General features: G+C 39.4%; 17 protein-coding genes. 7 read left to right on the top strand and 10 right to left on the bottom strand.

Annotation, left to right across the window (positions count from 1 at the left end; genetic code table 11):
• Window positions 1-57: 57 nt before the first annotated feature.
• From OQ267_RS19725 to gldN, 6 genes are all read left to right on the top strand, one after another.
• Window positions 58-1,038: a DUF4271 domain-containing protein gene (locus OQ267_RS19725; RefSeq protein ID WP_265837670.1), complete on the top strand. Its 981-nt coding sequence runs from the start codon at window positions 58-60 to the stop codon at window positions 1,036-1,038.
• A gap of 14 nt (window positions 1,039-1,052) precedes the next feature.
• On the top strand, window positions 1,053-1,823 hold the full coding sequence (locus OQ267_RS19720) for a uroporphyrinogen-III synthase (protein ID WP_088299497.1): 771 nt from the start codon (window positions 1,053-1,055) through the stop codon (window positions 1,821-1,823).
• A 220-nt stretch (window positions 1,824-2,043) separates the two neighbouring features.
• Complete coding sequence (locus OQ267_RS19715) at window positions 2,044-3,369, top strand: SUMF1/EgtB/PvdO family nonheme iron enzyme (RefSeq protein WP_088299496.1); 1,326 nt, start codon at window positions 2,044-2,046, stop codon at window positions 3,367-3,369.
• Window positions 3,370-3,407: 38 nt separating this feature from the next.
• Window positions 3,408-4,217: a gliding motility protein GldL gene (gldL, locus tag OQ267_RS19710; RefSeq protein ID WP_088299495.1), complete on the top strand. Its 810-nt coding sequence runs from the start codon at window positions 3,408-3,410 to the stop codon at window positions 4,215-4,217.
• Between the two features lie 39 nt (window positions 4,218-4,256).
• Window positions 4,257-5,789 (top strand): gliding motility protein GldM, encoded by a 1,533-nt coding sequence (gene gldM, locus OQ267_RS19705; RefSeq protein ID WP_088299494.1) that lies wholly within the window; start codon window positions 4,257-4,259, stop codon window positions 5,787-5,789.
• Window positions 5,790-5,796: 7 nt separating this feature from the next.
• A complete protein-coding gene (gldN, locus tag OQ267_RS19700; protein WP_265837669.1) occupies window positions 5,797-6,702 on the top strand; it encodes a gliding motility protein GldN in 906 nt (301 codons plus the stop codon).
• A gap of 150 nt (window positions 6,703-6,852) precedes the next feature.
• Here gldN and bioA read toward each other — a convergent pair whose 3' ends face one another.
• Genes bioA through OQ267_RS19675 form a run of 5 tightly spaced genes read right to left on the bottom strand, consistent with a single transcriptional unit; the run spans window position 6,853 to window position 11,532 of the window.
• On the bottom strand, window positions 6,853-8,127 hold the full coding sequence (gene bioA / locus OQ267_RS19695; protein WP_322974888.1) for an adenosylmethionine--8-amino-7-oxononanoate transaminase: 1,275 nt from the start codon (window positions 8,125-8,127) through the stop codon (window positions 6,853-6,855).
• Window positions 8,128-8,177: 50 nt separating this feature from the next.
• Entirely contained in the window at window positions 8,178-9,167 is a 990-nt protein-coding gene (gene bioB, locus OQ267_RS19690; RefSeq protein ID WP_265837665.1) for a biotin synthase BioB, read from the bottom strand.
• Window positions 9,164-9,772: a dethiobiotin synthase gene (bioD, locus tag OQ267_RS19685; RefSeq protein WP_265837664.1), complete on the bottom strand. Its 609-nt coding sequence runs from the start codon at window positions 9,770-9,772 to the stop codon at window positions 9,164-9,166. Before bioD ends, bioB begins: the two co-directional genes overlap by 4 nt.
• Window positions 9,773-9,806: 34 nt before the next feature.
• The gene (locus tag OQ267_RS19680) at window positions 9,807-10,916 is read right to left on the bottom strand and encodes an aminotransferase class I/II-fold pyridoxal phosphate-dependent enzyme (protein WP_265837662.1); all 1,110 of its coding nucleotides are present in this window, start codon (window positions 10,914-10,916) and stop codon (window positions 9,807-9,809) included.
• Complete coding sequence (locus OQ267_RS19675; protein ID WP_265820120.1) at window positions 10,909-11,532, bottom strand: hypothetical protein; 624 nt, start codon at window positions 11,530-11,532, stop codon at window positions 10,909-10,911. The genes OQ267_RS19680 and OQ267_RS19675 overlap by 8 nt, the downstream gene beginning before the upstream one ends.
• Window positions 11,533-11,844: 312 nt before the next feature.
• Between OQ267_RS19675 and OQ267_RS19670 the strand changes: the two genes are divergently transcribed.
• On the top strand, window positions 11,845-12,084 hold the full coding sequence (locus tag OQ267_RS19670) for a hypothetical protein (RefSeq protein ID WP_265837836.1): 240 nt from the start codon (window positions 11,845-11,847) through the stop codon (window positions 12,082-12,084).
• Window positions 12,085-12,225: 141 nt separating this feature from the next.
• On the opposite strand, the gene OQ267_RS19665 is transcribed toward OQ267_RS19670, so the two are convergent.
• The 5 genes from OQ267_RS19665 to OQ267_RS19645 all read right to left on the bottom strand — a co-directional run bounded on the left by OQ267_RS19665 (window position 12,226) and on the right by OQ267_RS19645 (window position 21,184).
• Entirely contained in the window at window positions 12,226-13,602 is a 1,377-nt protein-coding gene (locus OQ267_RS19665) for a DNA/RNA non-specific endonuclease (protein ID WP_265837661.1), read from the bottom strand.
• Window positions 13,603-13,637: 35 nt separating this feature from the next.
• Complete coding sequence (locus OQ267_RS19660) at window positions 13,638-14,036, bottom strand: nuclease A inhibitor family protein (RefSeq protein ID WP_088299487.1); 399 nt, start codon at window positions 14,034-14,036, stop codon at window positions 13,638-13,640.
• Window positions 14,037-14,156: 120 nt separating this feature from the next.
• Window positions 14,157-15,959 (bottom strand): excinuclease ABC subunit UvrC, encoded by a 1,803-nt coding sequence (gene uvrC, locus OQ267_RS19655; RefSeq protein WP_265837659.1) that lies wholly within the window; start codon window positions 15,957-15,959, stop codon window positions 14,157-14,159.
• Between the two features lie 116 nt (window positions 15,960-16,075).
• Entirely contained in the window at window positions 16,076-18,298 is a 2,223-nt protein-coding gene (locus OQ267_RS19650) for a transglycosylase domain-containing protein (protein ID WP_265837657.1), read from the bottom strand.
• Between the two features lie 111 nt (window positions 18,299-18,409).
• Entirely contained in the window at window positions 18,410-21,184 is a 2,775-nt protein-coding gene (locus OQ267_RS19645; RefSeq protein WP_265837656.1) for a tetratricopeptide repeat protein, read from the bottom strand.
• Window positions 21,185-21,258: the final 74 nt, after the last annotated feature.

Below are 21,258 nucleotides of genomic sequence, written 5' to 3'. Positions count from 1 at the left end.
TTCTTTAGGTAAACAATGATTATTCAGCTACTTTTGCATCCATAAGCTTTGTACTGCATGCCGAAATTTATTCTTACCTTTTTTATCCTCATATGGCTGGCAAACTTTGCTTCGGCACAGGAAATTCCTGCTGCTATAGATAGTGTAAAAGCGGTCACTCAGTATAAATACAAGCGTTACCGCCTTGACTCTGCAACACTGGCCAAACAAAAAAAGGCTACTGATTCTATCCTTCGTCATACCTGGGTATTGCCAGATAGCATCATCAACAAAAATGCGATGATGGATAGTGTTCAGCGAGAGTTTTTATTTCCCAGGCTGGATTTTCAGGGCTGGCAAAATAAATACGCACAATTTAAAAAGAAGGCCAATCCCTATCAGCTTGGTAAACAGATTCCGAAGGGAAATGTAGGTTTGCTGGGGTTTATTTTCGCCATGCTGATTATCTTTGCGATATTAAAAAATGCCTTTTCAAAACAGCTATCGGCCATTGTGCAGTCGTTTTTTAGCAATAGGATATTAAATAACATTAATAAGGAAGATAACCTGTTCAGTTCATGGCCTTTTTTACTCTTATTTATTCAGTTTGGGTTTATTTTAGGGATGTTTTTTTTCCTGGTGGCGCAGTATTACGATATGTATCAGGCCAAGCATGGATTTAAGTTTTTCTTCACCATATCCCTCACGATTATTGTGTTTTATGCATTGAAACTGATTATCTTGCGGTTTATTGGATACCTTTTTAATGTTCAGAAGCCGGTTGGAGAATACATCTCTATTTTATATCTGAGTTATTTTAACGCTTCGCTGCTATTTATCCCTTTGGTGGTTGCTTTTGCATTGTCGCCTTTAAAATATGGAGTGGTTTATATTGCACTGGCATTTTTACTTTTAGGCGTAATATTTGCCTTTCAATTGCTCAGGGCGGGTATTACCATACTTTCTAATAATAAGTTTTCAAAAATGCATTTAATTCTGTACTTTTGCGCCCTCGAAATATGTCCTATTTTAATACTAATTAAAACGATAGGATTGTAGCACGAACAAGGAAAATGCAAGAAAAGAACGACTCTAGAATTCGCAAAGTGAAAAGTATTTTGGTTACATTACCAAAACCTGAAACAGAAAAATCTCCTTACTACGATTTGGCCAAGAAACACAATTTAAAAGTTGATTTCAGGTCTTTTATACATGTTGAGGGGGTGCCGGCGAGAGACTTTAGAAAAGATAAGATTAACCTGGCTGATTTCACTGCTGTAATCTTTACCAGCCGTAACGCTGCAGATCACTTCTTCAGAATTTGTGAAGAAATGCGTTATGACGTTCCGGTTGATTTAAAATATTTCTGTCTTTCTGAAACGATTGCGTTATATCTTCAAAAGTACATTCAATACAGGAAAAGAAAAATATTCTTTGGTAAACAAACAGCAGCAGATTTAGCTGAAGTGCTGAAAAAGCATGCCAATGAAAAGTTTTTGTATCCATGTTCTGATGTGGCAACGGAAGATACCATGAAATTCCTTGAAAAAAGCGGCTATGATTTTACACCTGCGGTTCTTTTTAGAACGGTGGTTAGTGATTTGTCAGACTTAGCCGAGGTTTTTTACGACGTAATTGCATTTTTCAGCCCTTCAAGCATTCAGTCTTTGTTTAAAAATTTCCCCGATTTTAAGCAAAATAATACCCGTATTGCAGCATTCGGAACAAATACAAGCAAAGCTTGCGTGGATATGGGATTAATTGTGGATATTGCCGCACCTACTCCTGGTGTTCCATCCATGACCATGGCCATTGAAAACTATATTAAAACATCAAATAAATAAGAAATTTAATAATTTTTTGTTTGATGACAATAAATACGTAACTTATCAGTTTAAAGGAAGTTATATCTCTATAAGCAGGCACACCAAAGTATGAAAACGCAGCCTTTTGCGTTACGCATTTTGGGAATAAACTATTTAATTAAATATTTGCATTTGTTGATTATTGTAGTGATTTTTGATAAAATTGCCCCTTAATCGTGCGCTGCACACTATAAATAATATGAAGAAAATCTACCTTCTGGCCATTGTTGGTGTAACGGTATTGCTTGCGAGTTGTGGTCATGGAGGCCAGGGCGAGTTGGTGGGAGCCTATAACCGGAAATTCAAAAATAACCAGGTTCCTTTGGGGATGGTATATATTCCACCCGGGCATACACCTTTAGGGGGATCTGATGAGGATATCACCTTTTCACAGAATGGTCCGAGCCGAATGACAACCATCAGTGCATTCTTTATGGATCAAACCGAAATTTCCAATGCAGAGTACCGCCAGTTTACCAACTGGGTAAGAGATTCTATTGCAATTGCCATGATGGGAAATCCGCAACGGTTCATGATGACTCCAAAAGGTAGGGGAGCTGCAGAAGCATTGGGTGGCGAGAAATATATCAACTGGAAAGCAGTTGGCACAAATGGATCTAACATCTGGCGCAATAAAGGTAAGGGAGCTGGTGCAGAAACTGCTCAGCTGGACGGGATGTATTATTCCGGCTTAGATGCCTTGCCCGGAAGAAAAGAATTTGATGTACGTAAATTTGAATATAGCTACGCTGAATTAAATATGGATAAGGCCGCTTTAGGCCATAAAAATCCAAATAGTAAACGGCAGGATTATATAGATCGATATAACATTGCGATCTACCCGGATACTATGGTTTGGAAAACAGATTATTCCTATTCTCAAAATGACCCTATGGTGCGTGGTTACTACAACCATCCCTCATATGATGATTATCCGGTAGTAGGGGTAAGCTGGGAACAAGCTAAAGCTTTTTCTCATTGGAGAACCAGGTTATACGATGGTGTGGCACAGGCCAGAAAAATGCCGTCCGGATCAAGATCTGATTACAGGTTGCCGGCAGAAACCGAATTTGAATATGCCGCCAGAGGTGGTAATACCAAAACAAAATACCCTTGGGGCGGGCCTTATATCAGAAATACCAAAGGTTGTTTACAGGCAAATTTCAAACCAGGACGTGGAGATTATTCCAGTGACGGTGGCATTTATACAGTTGGCGTGAAATCGTACTTTCCTAATGACTATGGCCTTTATAACATGGCAGGAAACGTTTCTGAGTGGACCTTGACAGCTTACAACAAAAGCGCGTCGCCATTGTTACATGATTTAAATCCGAACTTTACCTACGTTGCCGGACCAAATGATAGCAAATACCTCAAAAGAAAAGTAGTTAAAGGAGGTTCCTGGAAAGATACAGGGTATTTCCTGCAAAATGCGGTATCTACTTATGAATATCAGGATACACAAAGATCATATATTGGTTTCAGATGTGTTTCATCTTATCCCGGTACCGATTTAAGAAACTAAACCAAACAAACTAATACTAAAGAAAAACATCTAATTTTATGGCAGCAAAGAAACAACCAGGCTGGTTACATGTAGCGATTTCATGGGGAGCAAGTATTGTAATCGTAGGCGCATTATTCAAGATTTTGCATATAGGTGGAATCTTCGGTAGTTACATGATTGGAATAGGCTTAGGTATAGAAGCTATTCTATTCTTTTTAACAGGTTTTTTTCCACCCGAGCCAGAACCGGCATGGGAAAGGGTTTATCCTGAACTCAGAACAGATTTTACAGGTGAGTTACCCAAAGCATCTGCAAGACCTGTGGCTTCAGTGTCTGCTCCGGCCAATACAGCTGCATTAGATAAAATGTTGGCCGATGCTAAAGTTGGTCCTGAACTGATTGAAAGTCTCGGTAATGGCCTTCGTACATTCGGCGATAAGGTAGCTGCAATATCCAATGTTGCAGACGCTTCTACAGCCACGAATGAATTTACAAGTAAGGTAAAAACAGCTTCTGCTGGTTTTGATAACTTAAGTGCTTCTTTCGAAAAAGCTACAGCGAACCTGAAAGCAATGGGCGAAAGTAATGTAGATTCTCAGGCTTACCATGACCAGGTAAATAATCTGTCTAAAAATCTATCTGCTTTAAATGCCGTTTATGAATTGGAATTACAGGATTCGAGCGCTCATTTAAAATCAATGAATAAGTTTTATTCAAACTTATCACTTACCATGCAGAACTTTAATGAATCAATGGAAGATTCTAAACAGTTCAAAGAAGAAGTGAACAAGCTGGCTAAAAACCTGTCATCATTAAATGCAATTTATGGCAATATGCTATCGGCTATGAATGGCCCACGTTTATAATTTGTATAGTTTTTAATCTAAATAAAAGGCTACATAAATATGGCAGGCGGAAAAGAAACAACAAGGCAGCGGATGATCAATATCATGTATTTGGTATTGTTGGCGATGCTGGCCTTAAACGTATCAGATACTGTTTTAGATGCATTCAAAAATATCAATGATAGTTTGGATACTTCAAAAAACAATGTGAACTCCAGTATTAATCAACTTTTCTCAGCTTTTGAAAATTCAAAATTGAAAGAAGAACCTGCTCGTGCACAGCCGATCTATGAAAAGGCTCAGCAGGCCAAGGCTGCTGCAGATGAGTTGAATAATTATATTGAGGGGATTAAAAAACAATTTACTTCGGCTGGTGATGGCATAAATCCCGAAACCGGCGACCTGGTTAACAGGGATAACCTGGATATTGCTCAGGATATCATGATCAATAAGGGGGAAGCCGATAAATTAAAAGCAAAAATCAACGCGACACGTGAGAAGTTAATTTCCCTGCTTGATCCGGCAGACCGGGCTAATGTGGCTTTTTCACTGGAAGCCAAAGATCCGGAAAGAAAGAGAAAAGGCAACTGGCAGGCTACTTATTTTGGTGAGGGTACGCCTTTAACCGCTGCAATGACGGTTTTAACTAAACTTCAGGCCGATACTAAAAATGCTGAAGCCGAGGTTGTTAAGAAGTTGTTCGGAAATATGGATAAGGCTCAGGTAAATCTTGATCAGTTTGCTGCGGTAGCTGTGGCACCAACTTCCTATGTAATCCAGGGCCAGCCTTATACTGCTGAAGTATTTTTAACAGCCAGTGATTCCAGGTCTTCACCTGATATTACGGTAAACGGAAATAAATTGTCGGTTAAAGAAGGCAAAGGAACATATACTGGCGGGACTGGAAGTGTAGGTGAATTTACCTGGGTAGGTACCATTCGCGTGCGTCAAACTGATGGACAAGTGAAAGAGTACAAAACGCAGCCGCAGAAATACCAGGTGGCAAAACCATCAGCAACAGTGTCATCTACCAAAATGAATGTGATTTATGCTGGTATTCCAAACCCATTTACGGTTTCGGCAGCAGGATTTCCATTAGAGAGCATTAAGGCTTCTATCTCGGCTGGGTCAATGTCTGGCTCGAACGGAAACTACAATGTAAACCTTGCGGGTAGTCAGGTTGGTCAGGAAGTTTCTATTAACGTAAGCGCATCGAATGCAGGTAAAACCGTTAGCCTGGGTTCTCAAAAATTCAGGGTGAAGGCCATTCCAAAACCAATTGCTAAGGTTGGTGGACGATCAGGTGGTGATGTGGCATCCGTTCAGCTGAAAAGTGAAAGTGAAATTGAAGCAGACCTTGATGATTTTCCTTTTGATGTGAAATTTAAAATTCAACGTTATAAGTTAACGATTATCAAACCACGTTCTGATGCGGTTACGATTTCGGGTAGCGGCGGAAGTTTTGCAGGTCCGGTTAGAGCCGCAATAAACTCCATTACCCCGGGAACAAGAGTATTTTTTGAAGATATTGTTTCTGTTGGTCCAGACGGACGTCAGAATGTATTACCTTCATTGGCATTCACGGTTAAATAAGAATAAGATGAAAAGGATTTTAAGTATTGCTGTTTTTGCGTTGTTTACTACATTGGTTTTTGCACAAAAAAGGCCAACAAAGCTGGCGCCAAAAAAAGCTGCTCCAGCAGCAACTGTAACAGATACTGTAAAGGCTCCGGTGAAAACGGCAAAGAAAAAACTGAAGGTTCCGCCAAAAGATGGCTTTTATGCCCGTAAGGATATAGATAGCACAGAAATGGTGCCTTTGGCAGATGTACGGGAAGAAGATGTTTTTTATGCTAAACGCATCTGGAGGGAGATCGATTTACGTGATACTGTAAATTCTGTATTAAGATCACCGAAATCTCGTTTGATAGATGTTATCATTGCTGCCGTTAAAGCGGAAGAACTTACAGCTTATTCTCCTTTTGATAGTTTAAATAATGAGGATGATGCATTTACTAATCCTTTAGCTGCTGATACCGCAATGATGCAGGCTTCAGGAACAGTTGAAGTTACAGACTCCAAGGCAGGTACGGTTAAGACAGTAGCTAACGACCTTAATCCTGAATCCTTTTTAAAATTCAGAATTAAAGAAGATTGGATTTTTGATGTGAAACGTTCTATTTTTGAGCCGCGTATTGTGGGTATTGCCCCCATGAAATACATTGAATCGTCGAAACAATGGCAGCCGGTTTTCTGGATTTATTATCCTGAGGCAAGAGAAATCTTAACCAAGAAACGTTTGGTAAACACCAATAATGATGCCTCTACTTTGAGTTTTGATGATTTCTTTATTCGTCGTTTATTTAGCAGCTACATCGTTAAAGAATCTAATCCGGGTGATAACAAGCTTCGGGATATCATTGCAGACCCAAAACAAAGGTTATACGAGTCTGAAAGAATTAAAAAGTCTGTTCTGGATTACGAACAGGGACTTTGGGAATATTAAGCCCTAGCCCAAAAGGGAGCATTATATAACATAAAAAAGGAGCAGATTAATTTGCTCCTTTTTTTATGTAGCGATAGGGTTGTAATTGATATTTTTAAACGGCCTATAAAGTATAGCGTTAATACTATACATTTAAATTTTAGTCCTTTATTACGCTGTATTAAAGCCGTTTAACACATCTAAAATATTGTGATAAATGAAATCCAGTTCTGCCTCTGTAATACAATAAGGTGGAACGAGATACATCACATTTCCTAATGGACGCATAATTATTCCGCGTAATAAAAATTCATGATACAGTTTTTTGCCAATCTCATTAAAATAAGAAGTTTGCTGATCATTTTTTATTTCCCAGGCCAAGATCGTTCCGGTTTGCCTGATATTTTCAATTTGTGGATGCTGTTTTAAAACAGTTGAAAACTGAAAATGCTGCGCAGAAATCCGCTGAATATTACTTTGAGTCTCTTCGTTCAACAGCAATTCCATGCTGGCCAAAGCTGCAGTACAGGCTAGCGGATTTGCAGTAAAAGAGTGACCGTGAAATAGCGTTTTATACTGATCATCCGAAAGAAAAGCATTATAAATTTCATTTGAACAAGTGGTAATGCCCATTGGAATAGTTCCACCTGTTAACCCTTTCGAAAAACACATTATATCAGGCTGTACGGAAAGATGATCAGCTGCAAATAGTTTTCCTGTTCTTCCGAAACCAGTAAAAACCTCATCCTCAATAATTAGGATTTTCTGTGCTCTGCAGTATTGCATTAATTGATCCAAATCTTCAGCCCTGTGCATCAACATTCCGGCAGCACCCTGAACTAAGGGTTCGCAAATAAAACAAATCAGCTCCTGGTGGCAGGCCTTAATTTGAGATTTTAAATTTTCCAGGTTTTCAGTCGTTGGTGTATCAATAAAGATCACCTCGAACAACATTTCTGCAAAGGGTATCGTCCAGACACTTCTTCCACTTACAGACATGGCTCCGAAAGTATCGCCATGGTAAGCATTTTTAAAAGCTAAAATTTTAGACTTTTTAAGGCCTTTATTAAAAGAGTACTGAATACACATTTTAAGCGCCACTTCTACAGCTGTTGAACCATTGTCAGAATAAAAAACCTTCTGTTGGTTTTCAGGGAGAAGGTTCAACAGGTTTTCTGAAAGTTTAATGGCTGGTTCATGGGTAAATCCTGCAAAAATAACCTGTTCTAAAATATTTAACTGCTCGGAAACCTTTTGTGCAATATAAGGATGCGCATGGCCATGCAGCGTAACCCACCATGACGAAACAGCATCGATATACTGGTTTCCGTTGTCATCAAAAAGATAAACGCCCTTTCCCTTAACAATCGGGATTGCATCCCCAGCATTCTTCATTTGTGTGTAAGGATGCCAGTTAACGGCCCGGTCTCGTTCTCTTAAATTCATAAGCATTTTATTGATAATTTTCCCATAATGATAGATGCTGTATTTCTTATTTAAAGGGTAGCTTTTTCCACTTTCATGGGCTTTAGACCTAAGGTTTGCAGCATTTGCATGTCTTCTAAAACACCTGGATTGGGTGTTACGAGTAAAGTTTCCCTTTCGCCGGTAAAAATGGAATTTGCTCCAGCCATAAAACACCAGGCCTGCTCAAACGCCGTCATTTCAATTCTTCCGGCACTCAGGCGAACCATTGATGCAGGCATTATCATTCTTGCGGTTGCGATCATTCTTACCATTTCCCAGGTATCTGTTTTTTCGTTATTTTCAAGCGGTGTTCCCTGTACCCTGGCTAGTGCATTAATGGGAATGGATTCGGGGTGCTGTGGCATTGTTGCTAATGTTAATAACATAGAAATTCTATCCTGGTGGGTTTCTCCAAGCCCGATAATTCCTCCGGAACAAACGGTGATGCCAGCTTTTCTAACGTTATTGATGGTGTTAATTCTATGATCAAAAGTTCTGGTCGATATAATCTCCTGATAATATTGTTCTGATGTATCCAGGTTATGATTATAGGCATACAAACCTGCTTGCTGGAGCCGGACGGCCTGTTCTTCGGTCAGCATACCCAGGGTGCAGCACACTTCCAAACCGAGTTCGTTAATACCTTTTACCATATCGATTACCTGATCAAAATCGCTGTTATTTCTTACTTCTCTCCAGGCGGCAGCCATACAAAAACGAGAAGAACCACTTTCTTTTGCCTTCCGGGCATGTGCAATTACGGTTTCTGTAGGTAATAGAGCCTGAACTTTAATATTGGTATGGTACCTGGCAGCCTGTCCGCAATAAGAACAATCTTCCGGACAGCCACCTGTTTTTATAGATAGTAAGGTAGAGATTTGTATTTCTTGCGCATTATGCCATTCACGGTGTACGGTGGCGGCTTTATAAATAAGGTCCAATAAGGGTAAATGGTAAATTTCTTCTATTTCACCTTTAGTCCAGTTGTTTCTAACGATTGTTTTCTGATCCGTTATCATAAATTTTCAATTTTTTTTGATATACTTTCTATGCTTTGTTCTGAGATTTTTTTGATGTGGGGAATTTTTATAATTTTCGTTTCGGCTCCTGTAAAATTGCAGATAACCCGTTCGGTAGCTTCGGGGAAACTTCCATTTAAAATCAAATATTGCAGCTTAATTTTTCTTTGGTTTATGGCCATTATTGATAATAAACTGTGGTTGATACAACCCAGGTAATTTTTTACTACCAGTGCAGCAGGAAGGTCTAATTTTACAATTAGATCGATCATAAATTCGTGATCAGAAATCGGAACCATTAATCCTCCTGCACCTTCTATAATGAGGCGTTCAGAATTTTCAGGGAGTACAAAGTCATTTGTGTGAATTGAGATTCCTTCTTTGGCAGCAGATTGATGTGGTGATGCTGCAAGTTTCAGGAGATATTTTTCGGGGTTGATAATCACATATTCACCTGCCCATGCTTTAATCTTCATGCTGTCGGTATGATCCAGATCGCCAGATTGGATGGGTTTCCAATAAGTGGCATTAAAATATTTCGTTAAAATGGCTGCACAGATTGTTTTTCCTACTTCTGTCCCTATTCCGGTGATGAATAATTTCATGTTTTTTACCTGGTAAAACTGTTTTTAATTTTTGTTATCTAAATTTTCTGATCATGCTGGTAAGTGCGGTAATTTCCCTTTCTGTATTAAAACTATGAATACAGATTCGCAGGCGTTCTGTACCTTGTTTTACAGTCGGACTGTAAACCGCATAGGTCAAAAAATCTTCATCTGATAGCGTTTGCTGCAGGCGTTTTAATCGATTACAATCCGGAATGAGAACAGCTTGAATGGGACTGTTTTCTGCTGATGGAGCTGATAATTTCTGCTCCCTGAAAATTTTAATGTTATCCTGAAGTTTTAATAACGAATCAGCCTCTGTTTTTAAAAAGTCATAGCCGGTTTTTATCGCCACCCAATGGAGGTTTGGAGCGGAGGTGGTATAGATAAAAGGAGAAGCAAAATTGACGAGATAAGATTTGATCAGTTCATTACATAAAATAGCTGCGCCATGTGCGCCCAGCGCTTTCCCGTAGGTGATAACGGTTGCCAAAGTTTTATGCTGAAGCTGATATCGATCAACCAATCCATAGCCTAAAACTCCAAAAGCATGTGCTTCATCAACAATCAGGAAAGCACCATACTTTTCTGTAATTCTGGAAATTTCCTGAATAGGTGCAATGTCGCCATCCATCGAATACAGACTCTCTATTGCAACATAGCAACTCCCGTTTTGCCTTTTTAAAATATGTTCTAAATGTTCAGGCTGATTATGATTAAACTTTATTTTTTTGGCGTGAGACATTTTACAGGCATCGTGCACAGAACGGTGGATCTTTTCATCAACAATAACAGAGTCATGCCGTTCAGGCAATGTAGAAAATAAGGCTAGGTTGGCTTCATATCCGGAGGAGCATAATAATGCAGATTCGTATTGATGTGCATTTGCGATAAATTTTTCTGTTTCCGTCACGTCAGCACTGTTTCCGCTTATCAGCCTGGAACCTGTACTTCCCGATAATAATTGGGGGCTGGCGATAATTTGTTGCAGTAGTAAATTTTGAAGCTTTGTATTCCTCGCAAATCCGAGGTAATCGTTTGAATAGAAATCTACTCCGGTTGCCTTTGGTTTTAATATCCTCAAAGTTCCTTCAGTTTTTCTTTGATTAAGATCTGCCTGAAAACGATCAAAACTTTTAAGCATGGTTAAATGGCTTTAATTCATCAATAATGGCATTGATCCACCGGGTGTGCAGTTCTGTTTCCATCTGTAAGATGTGTTCTGCATGGGTTCTCCAATCTTCAGAAAACCCATTAAGTTGTTCAATCATTTCTTCCAGGTGTCCTTCTTCTTCCATAATGATTGATTTTACCATAATTTTTGAGGCCATTTTGGTAAGAACATCTTGATAAATGGGGTATAATTCATCGGCACGAACTTCAATTGCATAGGTTACAAAGAGATAGGCAGCATATTTCAATTCTTCCTTTGTTAAATTGAAGTGATGTTGTAAATACCTGCAAGCTTTAATATCAAGCGCATGAAGGTATTGTTGTGTTGCAACAGGTGCCAGTAGTTCATGTTGTTTATAAGTGCTGCACAGCAAATTACCCAACTTACCAATCTGTTTTTTGAGATAATAGGCGTGGCGATGTTCTTCACAAGCATGTTTTAGTTGAACTAAACTTACAGTGTTTGGATGTTCACATGCTGAAATTTTTCGTGCTCCAGCATTCTCCATGAAAGATAGGGTATTAAGCCATTTGGCATGGATTTTATTGTCTCCAGTTATTTTCTCAAGAAGATGGTAGAATTCCATTTGTTTTTGATTTTCACCAAAAATAATGGATTGCCGGATGGTTGTATTGGGCCAGTTTTGATAATTTGGGTGGTCCGGTTGAAATTCCTTTCGCAAGTTTATTGGTGCTGAAAGAAAAGCAAATGCTGCTAAGTTAAGACGAGTTGGTTAAATTATTACAAATAAACAGGGCGCATGTAATTTCTTAAGATGATTAAGATCCTTAATTTCAGTCTTTCAAACTATCGTGTTAACATCTCGTTTAGACTAGGGTTTTTCTACATTTGCTAACCAACTTTAACAAAGCAGAGGCTTTAGCGAAGGACGCCATCAATCCCAAGGGCCAGGGAAATCTTAACCAAGAAACGTTTGGTAAACACCAATAATGATGTCTCTACTTTGAATTTCGATGATTTCTTTATTCATCGTTTATTCAGCTACATCGTTAAAGAATCTAATCCAGGTGATGACAAGCTTCGGGATATCATTGCAGACCCAAAACAAAGGTTATACGAGTCTGAAAGAATTAAAAAGTCTGTTCTGGATTACGAACAGGGACTTTGGGAATATTAAAACAAAAAAGGCTTCGAAAATTTTCGAAGCCTTTTTTGTTCACGCTTATCTCGTTTTCAGATAAAGATTTAGTGAATAGAAATGAACTCATTTTTTAGCATTATTTGATATGCTTTTCATTTCTCCGATCCATAAAGATCGCTATTGGTTATCAGTTACAGATTCAATTGCATTTTGAATAGCTGTAGGCACGTTTGATAAAAGATCATAACCTGTTGCCGTTTCTATCGAATTAACAGTTGTACGATAAGTTTTCCAGTTGGTATTTAAGCCATTTGTATTTGGCATATTTACTGTAATTACCCTTGTGGTAGATGTTATCCGATTTAAATCGTTGTTGCCATTTGGTAATACAACAATCACTTTCCAGGTGTTGGATGGTACATTTACCCGGCCATTATCAATAGTATAGGTAATGCCGCCATTGCTTCCTGTACCGCCTGATCCGTAAGAACCGCAAATCACATAAACCTCATTACCTGCTGTCACCAATGAACGGGTATAATTTTCAAGATCAGCCCATGGACCCTGGTTATTATTAGGTGCCTGTGGCATCATATTACTCATTAAAAAAGTAGAAGAATTTGCGGTAACTGAAGATGTTCTGTCTGCCGAAGGGCAATTGTGACCGCGGTCAAAACCCGAACCTGAATAACTGCTGTTTGATACTTCGTACCAGCCTGAAGGTAAAGTGTTATCAGATCTGAAATCATCCTGGCGTGATGCAGAACCTAAATCGGATGATCCGATATGCCAGCTTACCCAATTTGGAGTAGCCCTGCTTTTGCTGTAAGAACTGGTATAGTAGGTGCGTTCCATTAAGTAATTTTCAGGATTGGATATACTGGCAACAGCATTACTTGGGTTTCCAAGTAAAAGGTAACTATTATCGCCCGGGGTTGTGGTAGGTGGGGTTGTGGTACCGCCGTCACCAGTAGAAATGCTGACATCATCTATATTTATCCGCGCTGTACCGCCACTGATTTTGCGGATCTGAAAACGAACATTACCAGAAATTGCCGTGTTAAAAGTTATGGTAGACAATGTGCTACTGCTGCTGGTAACTGTACTGCCCGATTGCTGCCAGCTGGAACCACCATTGATTGAATACCAAAGCTGCCAGGTACTGCTGGCATCGCTGCCATACCTGGCATGCGCAATACTTACTGCATCGGCACCGTTTACATCGAAATTCATACTCAAAATACCGGTGTTGCGTATGCGTACAGATTGACTTCCATTTTTTGCGTCAGCGGCAAGATTACCAATCAGGGCATCGTTCAGGCTCCAGCTGCCACTGCCTAATGTTACAGAAGCAGTGGTATAACTGGTTTTGTTGCCGGATTCGAAATTTTCAGGAAAACCGGCAACGATAGACTGCTCACCGGATGCAACTGCTTTACTGTTTAATTTTTGTTCAAATAAAACCGTTTCTGGCTGAACCTGATTTTCTTTTTTACAGGCAGCAAGGCCAAGGCACAAAACGGCCATTAAGCTTAATTTTTTTAATGCTTTCATTTTTAATGGGGTGTATGTAATTGATGGGATTGATTTTAGGTTTCTACTGCAAATGTTTCAATCAGCACACAGGTGCCATCTGCAAGATATCCGGTAATAAGTACAGGAATTTTGCTGTTGCCTTCTACCCTGATTACCTGGATACTGGAGAGGTTTTCCGTTAAATAGGTGTAGAACTTCTGGATTTTCTGCGCGTTTTCAACCATGGGTGCATCAGCTGCATCCACTTTCGATACCAGACGATCAAAAAAGTCAGCAGGATTGATTTGTTTTAAATGAGATGCATCAGAATGATGTCGGGCTGCAATTTTGGATAATAATTCTGTTGGCGGGATTTTACCCCAGTCGGTCACTGTAAAAGTGCTTTCTGTTTCAGTAAAGTACAATGTGCCCAATAAAAGCTTGGTCATTGCAGCCAGGATGTTGTTATTCATGTAAATCGGGGATGAATGTTTGCTGGTGTTAACATGCCCAATTTATAGAAAAAGTATGGAAGCGAGACTGTGGAAACATTAATATTATGTTAATCTTTTCTACGGCTACTCGTTCGATGATTAAACTTCTTTGAAATGATTGAGCAGCGTCATAACCTGTTTCTTGTTCAGGATCTCTGCCAGCTCTTTTTCCGTCGCTTCTTTAATCTTTTTAACCGATTTAAAATGGGTTAATAATTTATCAGCGGTGGTTTTGCCAATACCTTCAATTTGTTCAAGCTCGGTTTTCAATGTGCCTTGGTCACGCTTTTTCCTATGGAAGGTGATACCAAACCTGTGGGCTTCATCCCGAAGTTGCTGAATAACTTTTAAGGTTTCTGATTTCTTATCTAGATATAGGGGATAGGAATCACCGGGATAGAATAATTCCTCCAGTCTCTTGGCGATACCAATCACGGTAACTTTATTTTCTATTCCTAACAATTTAAGGCTTTTCACTGCAGATGAAAGCTGTCCTTTACCACCATCAATAATGATGAGCTGTGGTAAGGGTTGATCTTCCTCCAGCATGCGCCTGTAGCGGCGAAAAACAGCCTCTTCCATTGTTGCAAAATCATTTGGTCCTTCAACTGTTTTTACGTTAAAATGGCGGTAATCTTTTTTGGATGGCTTGGCATCTTTAAACACCACAATGGCCGAAACCGGATATTTGCCCTGAAAGTTTGAATTATCAAAACACTCAATATGCTTTGGCAGTTGGGTTAACCGTAAATCATTTTGCATGGTGGTAAGAATACGGTCAGTCCTTAAATCTGGATTTAGCTTTTCATATTGATTCAGCTTTTCTTTTTTAAAGAACAGCACATTATTTTGAGAAAGTTCCAGTAACTTCTTTTTTTCACCCAGCTTAGGTACGGTAAACTTCAGGTTTTCATCCTCGAGTGAAAGTTCAAATGGTACAATGATTTCCTTTGATGTACTGTTAAATTTGGTTCTGAACTCCAGCATGGCCGTAATTAATAATTCATCATCACTTTCATCCAGCTGCTTTTTGATTTCGATGGTTTGGGTTTGAATAATGGTTCCGTTCATCACCTTAAGGTAATTGACAAAGGCATAGCGTTCATCAGAAGCAATACTCACCACATCTACATTGGTAATGGCACTGTTTACAACTGTCGATTTACTTTGGTATTTTTCTAAAACCTGTAGCCTTCTGGAATATTGGTGTGCCAGCTCAAAATTTAAGTCCTCTGAAGCCGATTTAATGATGCTTTTTACATCACGGATGACATTGCCTATTTTTCCATTCAGAATCTCCTTAATTTCACCTATGTTTTTATCATAATCAGATTCTGTTTGATAAGCCTGGCACGGACCTTTACAATTTCCAATCTGGTATTCTAAACAAACTTTGAATTTCCCCTCGGCAATATTTTTATCGTTTAAGGGTAAGGTGCATGTTCTTAGCGGATAGGTTTCCTTAATTAAGTCCAGGATGGTATGCATCATTCCAATGGAACCATAGGGGCCAAAATAGGTTGAACCATCTTTAATGACCTTTCTGGTCCAATAAATTCTGGGATATTGTTCATTTTTTACGATAATCCAGGGGTAGGTTTTATCGTCTTTCAGGTTGATGTTAAACTTAGGCTGATGTTTTTTAATCAGGCTGTTTTCCAGCAACCAGGCATCAATCTCAGTATCAACAATGGTAAAAGTGATTTTCCTGATCTTAGAAACCAATACTCTTGTTTTGCCATTAAACTGTTGCTTATCGGTATTGAAGTAGGAGCCCACACGATTTCGAAGGTCTTTTGCCTTGCCAATGTACATTAACTTTCCGTCCGCATCCCAGTACTGGTAAACGCCTGGTTTATGCGGAATAGCGGTTAATGCTGTTTTATGGTCGAAACTGCTCATGCTTTCAATAATAGGGTGATCAGATAAAATTTTCCTGAAAAAGGATCAGGAACTAATTTTGCTCAGCAATGATGGCGATTATAAATAATTTTCAGGCGTAATGAAGCCATGAAAGATTAAAAACCTAATTTTTCATCCAATTCCGGATTGGTATCTTCCTGCTGTTGCTGATATTGGTTACAATCGTAGGTAATGGAAACACCTGATTTAGGGACATCAAAATCAGCATGACTGATTTTTAAGGCCGGATTGGCATAAACCCGTTTGATAAAGCCTGCAAAAATAGGAAGGGCTGTATTGGCACCTTCACCCTGGCTGGTACTGATAAAGTGAAAAGCCCGGTCTTCACAACCTGTCCATACACCGGTGACCAACTGAGGGGTAATGGCCATAAACCATCCATCGGAGTTATTTTGTGTGGTTCCGGTTTTTCCACCTATAGGTGCGTTTACTTTATATTTATAATTTAACCTCGAACCTGTACCACCGGAAACCACGCCCTTCAGCATTCTGGTCATCACGTAAGCCACTTCCTCACTCATAATGGGTTTTGGTATTTCCTTTTGCGAGAACAACACCACACCGTTTTTATCTTCAATCTTCAATAAATAAATTGGCTTGGTGTACACGCCTTTGTTTGCAAATGCGCCATAGGCGCCCACCATATTATAAATGGAAGAATCAAACGTACCCAATGCGATGGAAGGGTAAGCCGGAACATTCGGAATCCCCATTTTAGTGGCCAGGGTAGAAACCGCTACCGGACCAACCTGTTTCATCAGGTATGCGGTCACATAGTTTTGTGAAAAAGCCAATGCTTTTTGAAGGGTTATACTTCCTGCGAGTGGCTTTCCGGAAGATTTGGGTGTCCATGGTTCTCCATAACCATCAATGGTTACCGGAACATTGGGTACAGTATAGCAAGGCGAATAACCGTTTTCAATAGCCACAGCATAGGTAAAAGGCTTAGCGGTTGAACCCACTTGTCTGGTGCCCATTTTCACCTGGTCGTATTTGAAGTGCTCATAATTAATTCCCCCAACCCAGGCTTTAACATGGCCATTGGTAGGGTCCATGGTCATCATGGCATTACGCAGCAACATTTTGTAATAGCGTACAGAATCAATTGGTTTCATTACAGTATCTACATTGCCTTTCCAGGTAAAGATCGTCATCTCGGTTTTGGTATTAAAATCATCTCTAATCTCATCATCCGATTTTCCTTCCAGCTTTAAGGCCTTATAGCGGTCAGATCTTCTGATGCCCTGCTGAATCTGTAAATCTTTGCCTTTAAATGGATTTCTGCCTTTCCAGCTGGCTAAAAATTGTGCCTGAAGGATCTTCATGTATTCTTTCTGCGCTTCTTCGGCATATTTTTGCATATCGTAATTGAGCGTGGTATAAATTTTCAGTCCGTCACGATCCAGGTCATATGCTGATCCATCAGGTTTGGTAATGCCCTGTTCCTGAAAAATAGTCTTGATATCGTTCTTTAAAACCGATCTGAAATATGGCGCGATACCATCATTTACGGTGGCGGCATTAAATTTTAAGCCCAGAGGTTTATCTTTTTCTTCTTCAAATTCCTGCGGGCTCAGCAATTCCGATTTTACCATCATGGCCATTACCGTATTTCTGCGGTCTCTTGAACGCTCCGGATGCCGGGTAGGAGAGTACATCGTAATCCCCTTTTGCATCCCAACAAGTGTAGCGGCTTGGGTTAACGTTAATTTATCAGGAGTGGTGTTAAAGTACACCCTTGCTGCAGATTTAATTCCATAAGCCTGGTTACCAAAATCCACGGTATTCAGATACATGGTGATGATTTCCTCTTTGGTATAATTTCGCTCCAGTTTAACCGCAACAATCCACTCTTTGAATTTAGTCAGCACCAGCGAGAAGAAGTTAAGATTTGATTCCCTTGGAAAAAGATTTTTGGCCAGCTGCTGGGTGATGGTACTGGCACCTTGCTTTTTCCCGATCAGGTTATAACCAATAATGGTAAAGGTACGTTTGAAATCAATTCCGGAGTGTTCTTTGAAACGGGTATCTTCAGTTGCGATCAATCCGTTAATTACATTTTCAGAAATATCTTTGTAAGTAACATTCGAACGGTTTTGTACAAAATAGGTTCCAAGCGGGCGACCATCTTCAGCGATAATTTCTGATGCCTGATTGCTTTTTGGGTGCTCAATATCACGGAAAGAAGGCAGTTCGCCGAAAAGGCCTAAGCCGATCATGGAAATAAAAATAGCAAATAAGGCTATTCCGGTAATCAGTATTTTCCAGATGACTAAACTATATTTTTTTGTTTCCTGTTCAGAAAGGGATTTATTCATTTTGTGTTGTAATTAGTTCAAAAAGGGCTTGATGTAAGGCCGATTTTAAGCTGCAAATTTATTAATTTTTAAAGAAATGAAACTTTTCTGCTTTTGATTAAGCGTCCTGTTCTATTTATAATTGTCTTTTAAAAACTCCAGATATTCATTTATACGTTGCCTGTCGGTAAGCTTTTCGAAGTTTTCCTTGCTGATAATGAATCCTTTATAAAGGTTAGCCGGAACTTTCATGATGTTCTTCAATTGGCCTGAAATGCTTGATTCATATATTCTGGCATCTTCTAAATCTATAAAGCTGGTTACGTAGATGAGCTGATCGTTATCCAGTTCAATCAATTTATGCGCCAAATCATTATCAGGATAATTTCCCCGGTTAAATTGTCCGATTCCAAAACGGGAAGAACTGAGTGTTAAGGTAGCATCTGCCACATCAATCACGTAATAATATTCTTCTGATTTTGCTGCACTAAATATACTGGCCGATTTGCTTACATCAACAGGTTTAACCTCGTTGGGCTTTTCCTCCTCATTGGCCTTTGGTTTTTCAACCGGGATAGCCGCATGTATATCCGTGTTCAAAGGCTTGGCCGGAATGGCAATGGGTTTAGCCTGACTCACAAAACGCGGCTCATTGGCGTCAAAATCAATCAATGCCACCGGTCTTTGTTTGAACTCATCCAAGTTGGCTTCGATGTATTTTAAGTGATCCCGTACCAGCGGAGTAATCACCATATCATCAGGATAATTGTTATTGATCGAATTAAATTCTTTCAGCAAGGGATCTAACTTGGATGTACGCCCAATGGCGATGGCTTTCAGGTAAGCATATTGTGGTGCCAGGCCATTATCTGGCGATGCAGAAATGTTCACATTAGCCTGATTGATCACTGTTGGATAATCTTTTCTGGCATAGGCATCAAAGGTTACGTTGTAATTATTAATGGCAATGTTCTCTAATTCGCTTTGTTTGGCGGAGTATGAAGGATCCAAAATGGTTTTGGCAAAATTGCTTTGCGGGAATTTGGTAAGCACCAATTGCCTATATTCATTTGACTTATCTTCATCAATTCCACGGAAATTGAGATATAAACTATAATAAATGGCGGCCAGGTGATTATTTTCAGGATACCTGTTTAATACTATCAGGTATATCTTATTGGCTTCGGCTTTATCATTTAATTCCTGCTGATAAAAGCTCGCCATTTCAAAATAGGCATCAATTATTTTCTGATCTGAAGCGAGCAAGCGTTCGGGTGTGGTGGGCAAATCATTGAGGAACTGTTTTTCTAAAGAAGTCTGGTCCTGGCTGGTTGATGCATGGGTTTCGTTAGCCGGTATAATTTCGTTGGCAACTTTACCTCCAGACATTACCTGGCTGTTTTCCTGTGCTGATGACCTGATGCTTTGTCTCCAGTTATCTTCCAGTTGCCTGTTTCCCCAGCGTTTTCTGAAATCGGCAAAGCCATTGCTGATTGCGGCATTGTTATTAAAATAAAAGGTATTGCCCGTACCTCTCATCGCCGGATTTAAGGTTTGATTAGGGAAATCCGGATTGTCTAAAGGTTGATTACCTGTTGGTAACGGTACGGTAACTACCTCAACCTTTTGCGTTAAATATGCTTTAACCCTGGCCTCCCGTTCCCCAGCCGGAAGTTTGGCAAAAGCCTGTGCTGTATCTTCCCTTGCAATCAGGGTAAAACGATCAGTCAGGTATTTCAGGTTTTCGGCTTTTTTAGCAATGCTGTTGTAGTCAGGAAAGTTTTTGGGTAAAATCATGACTGTACTGTCGTAATACAGCTTTGCCTTAATGTAATTGTTAAATTCTTTGAAGTTTAAATCAGCTACCCTCAGATAAGACAATGCTTTCTGTGTCTGGTTTCTGGTGCTTTTCTCTATCGACTTCAAATAATTTTCCTCAGCCTTATTAAACTTTCCTTTTGTTGAAAACATTTCTCCAACCTGGTAATAAATCTGGTCGGTATAATCCACGTTCTTGTCATCTTTAAGCAGGGCCAGAAGTGCTTTATCTTCGTCAACCTGTTGTCCGTTAATAATCCCCTTTAATTTGATCCGTTGCAGGTTGGCATGAAAATACATTTCAAAAGGTGCATTGCTTTTTTCAACCTTTGTAAAATTGATCAGGGCGTTCTGATATTCTTTTTCCCTTTCCTGCAATTGTGCTAAAATATACCGCCAGCGAATCCTTGATTGCTGATCATGAGTGAGTTTTACTGCAGTTTCCAATAACAGAATTGCTTCCTTATTTCTGTTTTGGTAAATGCGCATTTGAGCAGTGGTTGCCAAAGGTTCGGCTAGGTCATTTTTTAGCAGGTCTTGCACACGTAACATGGTATCCAGAATCTTATCGGCGAAGACCATATTGTTCAATTCCATCTGGCTGCGTGCTTTCCAGTCCATGGCCATGATGAAAGTTTTCAGGTTTTTGCTATAGGTTTTGGCGGTATAATCGAAATATTCTGATGCGATGAAATAATTGCCTTTAAGGTAGTTTGCTTTCCCTAAAAGCATGTAGGCATCATCAATATAATTGCTGAAACTTTTATCGTTTATAATCGTTTGTCCTTTGGTAATTACCGCGTCTAATTGTTTGTTTGGTGCTGCGGGTGCTAATATTAAATTAGTTTGAGGTTCAGGATCCAGGTAAACCGGAAGGATTTTTTCATAGTTGTCGCTGTAACTTTGCAACAAAGCTTCCCGGTGTTCAGTTAATAAAACATTTGAATTGTAGATATAATTATATCTGGCTGTTAAATTTTGAAACTTCCGATCGATGGTGGTATCTTTGTTGGCCACACAGCCGTATATACATGATAAGCCAAGAAGGATGAGCAAGCTGTTGATGCCTATGTTGATGCGTTTTTTCAAGTATGATAAATCCCCTTTAGTATTATACAATAAAAATGTTTGCAGAATTACCTATTCAGCTATCAGTTTTAATT

Source organism: Pedobacter sp. MR22-3, from assembly GCF_026240075.1.
Lineage (GTDB): Bacteria > Bacteroidota > Bacteroidia > Sphingobacteriales > Sphingobacteriaceae > Pedobacter.
Note: the sequence above shows the minus strand (reverse complement) of the source record. Positions and strands in the feature narration are given on the sequence as shown.

Bases quoted from the DNA above. Each gene is read 5' to 3' on its own strand.
- OQ267_RS19680 (WP_265837662.1), bottom strand. From the start codon at position 10,916: ATGCTTAAAAGTTTTGATCGTTTTCAGGCAGATCTTAATCAAAGAAAA.
- bioB (WP_265837665.1), bottom strand. From the start codon at position 9,167: ATGATAACGGATCAGAAAACAATCGTTAGAAACAACTGGACTAAAGGT.
- OQ267_RS19660 (WP_088299487.1), bottom strand. From the start codon at position 14,036: ATGAATAACAACATCCTGGCTGCAATGACCAAGCTTTTATTGGGCACA.
- bioA (WP_322974888.1), bottom strand. From the start codon at position 8,127: ATGAATTTAAGAGAACGAGACCGGGCCGTTAACTGGCATCCTTACACA.
- OQ267_RS19715 (WP_088299496.1), top strand. From the start codon at position 2,044: ATGAAGAAAATCTACCTTCTGGCCATTGTTGGTGTAACGGTATTGCTT.
- uvrC (WP_265837659.1), bottom strand. From the start codon at position 15,959: ATGAGCAGTTTCGACCATAAAACAGCATTAACCGCTATTCCGCATAAA.
- OQ267_RS19650 (WP_265837657.1), bottom strand. From the start codon at position 18,298: ATGAATAAATCCCTTTCTGAACAGGAAACAAAAAAATATAGTTTAGTC.
- bioD (WP_265837664.1), bottom strand. From the start codon at position 9,772: ATGAAATTATTCATCACCGGAATAGGGACAGAAGTAGGAAAAACAATC.
- gldN (WP_265837669.1), top strand. From the start codon at position 5,797: ATGAAAAGGATTTTAAGTATTGCTGTTTTTGCGTTGTTTACTACATTG.
- gldL (WP_088299495.1), top strand. From the start codon at position 3,408: ATGGCAGCAAAGAAACAACCAGGCTGGTTACATGTAGCGATTTCATGG.
- OQ267_RS19720 (WP_088299497.1), top strand. From the start codon at position 1,053: ATGCAAGAAAAGAACGACTCTAGAATTCGCAAAGTGAAAAGTATTTTG.
- OQ267_RS19675 (WP_265820120.1), bottom strand. From the start codon at position 11,532: ATGGAATTCTACCATCTTCTTGAGAAAATAACTGGAGACAATAAAATC.
- gldM (WP_088299494.1), top strand. From the start codon at position 4,257: ATGGCAGGCGGAAAAGAAACAACAAGGCAGCGGATGATCAATATCATG.
- OQ267_RS19665 (WP_265837661.1), bottom strand. From the start codon at position 13,602: ATGAAAGCATTAAAAAAATTAAGCTTAATGGCCGTTTTGTGCCTTGGC.
- OQ267_RS19725 (WP_265837670.1), top strand. From the start codon at position 58: ATGCCGAAATTTATTCTTACCTTTTTTATCCTCATATGGCTGGCAAAC.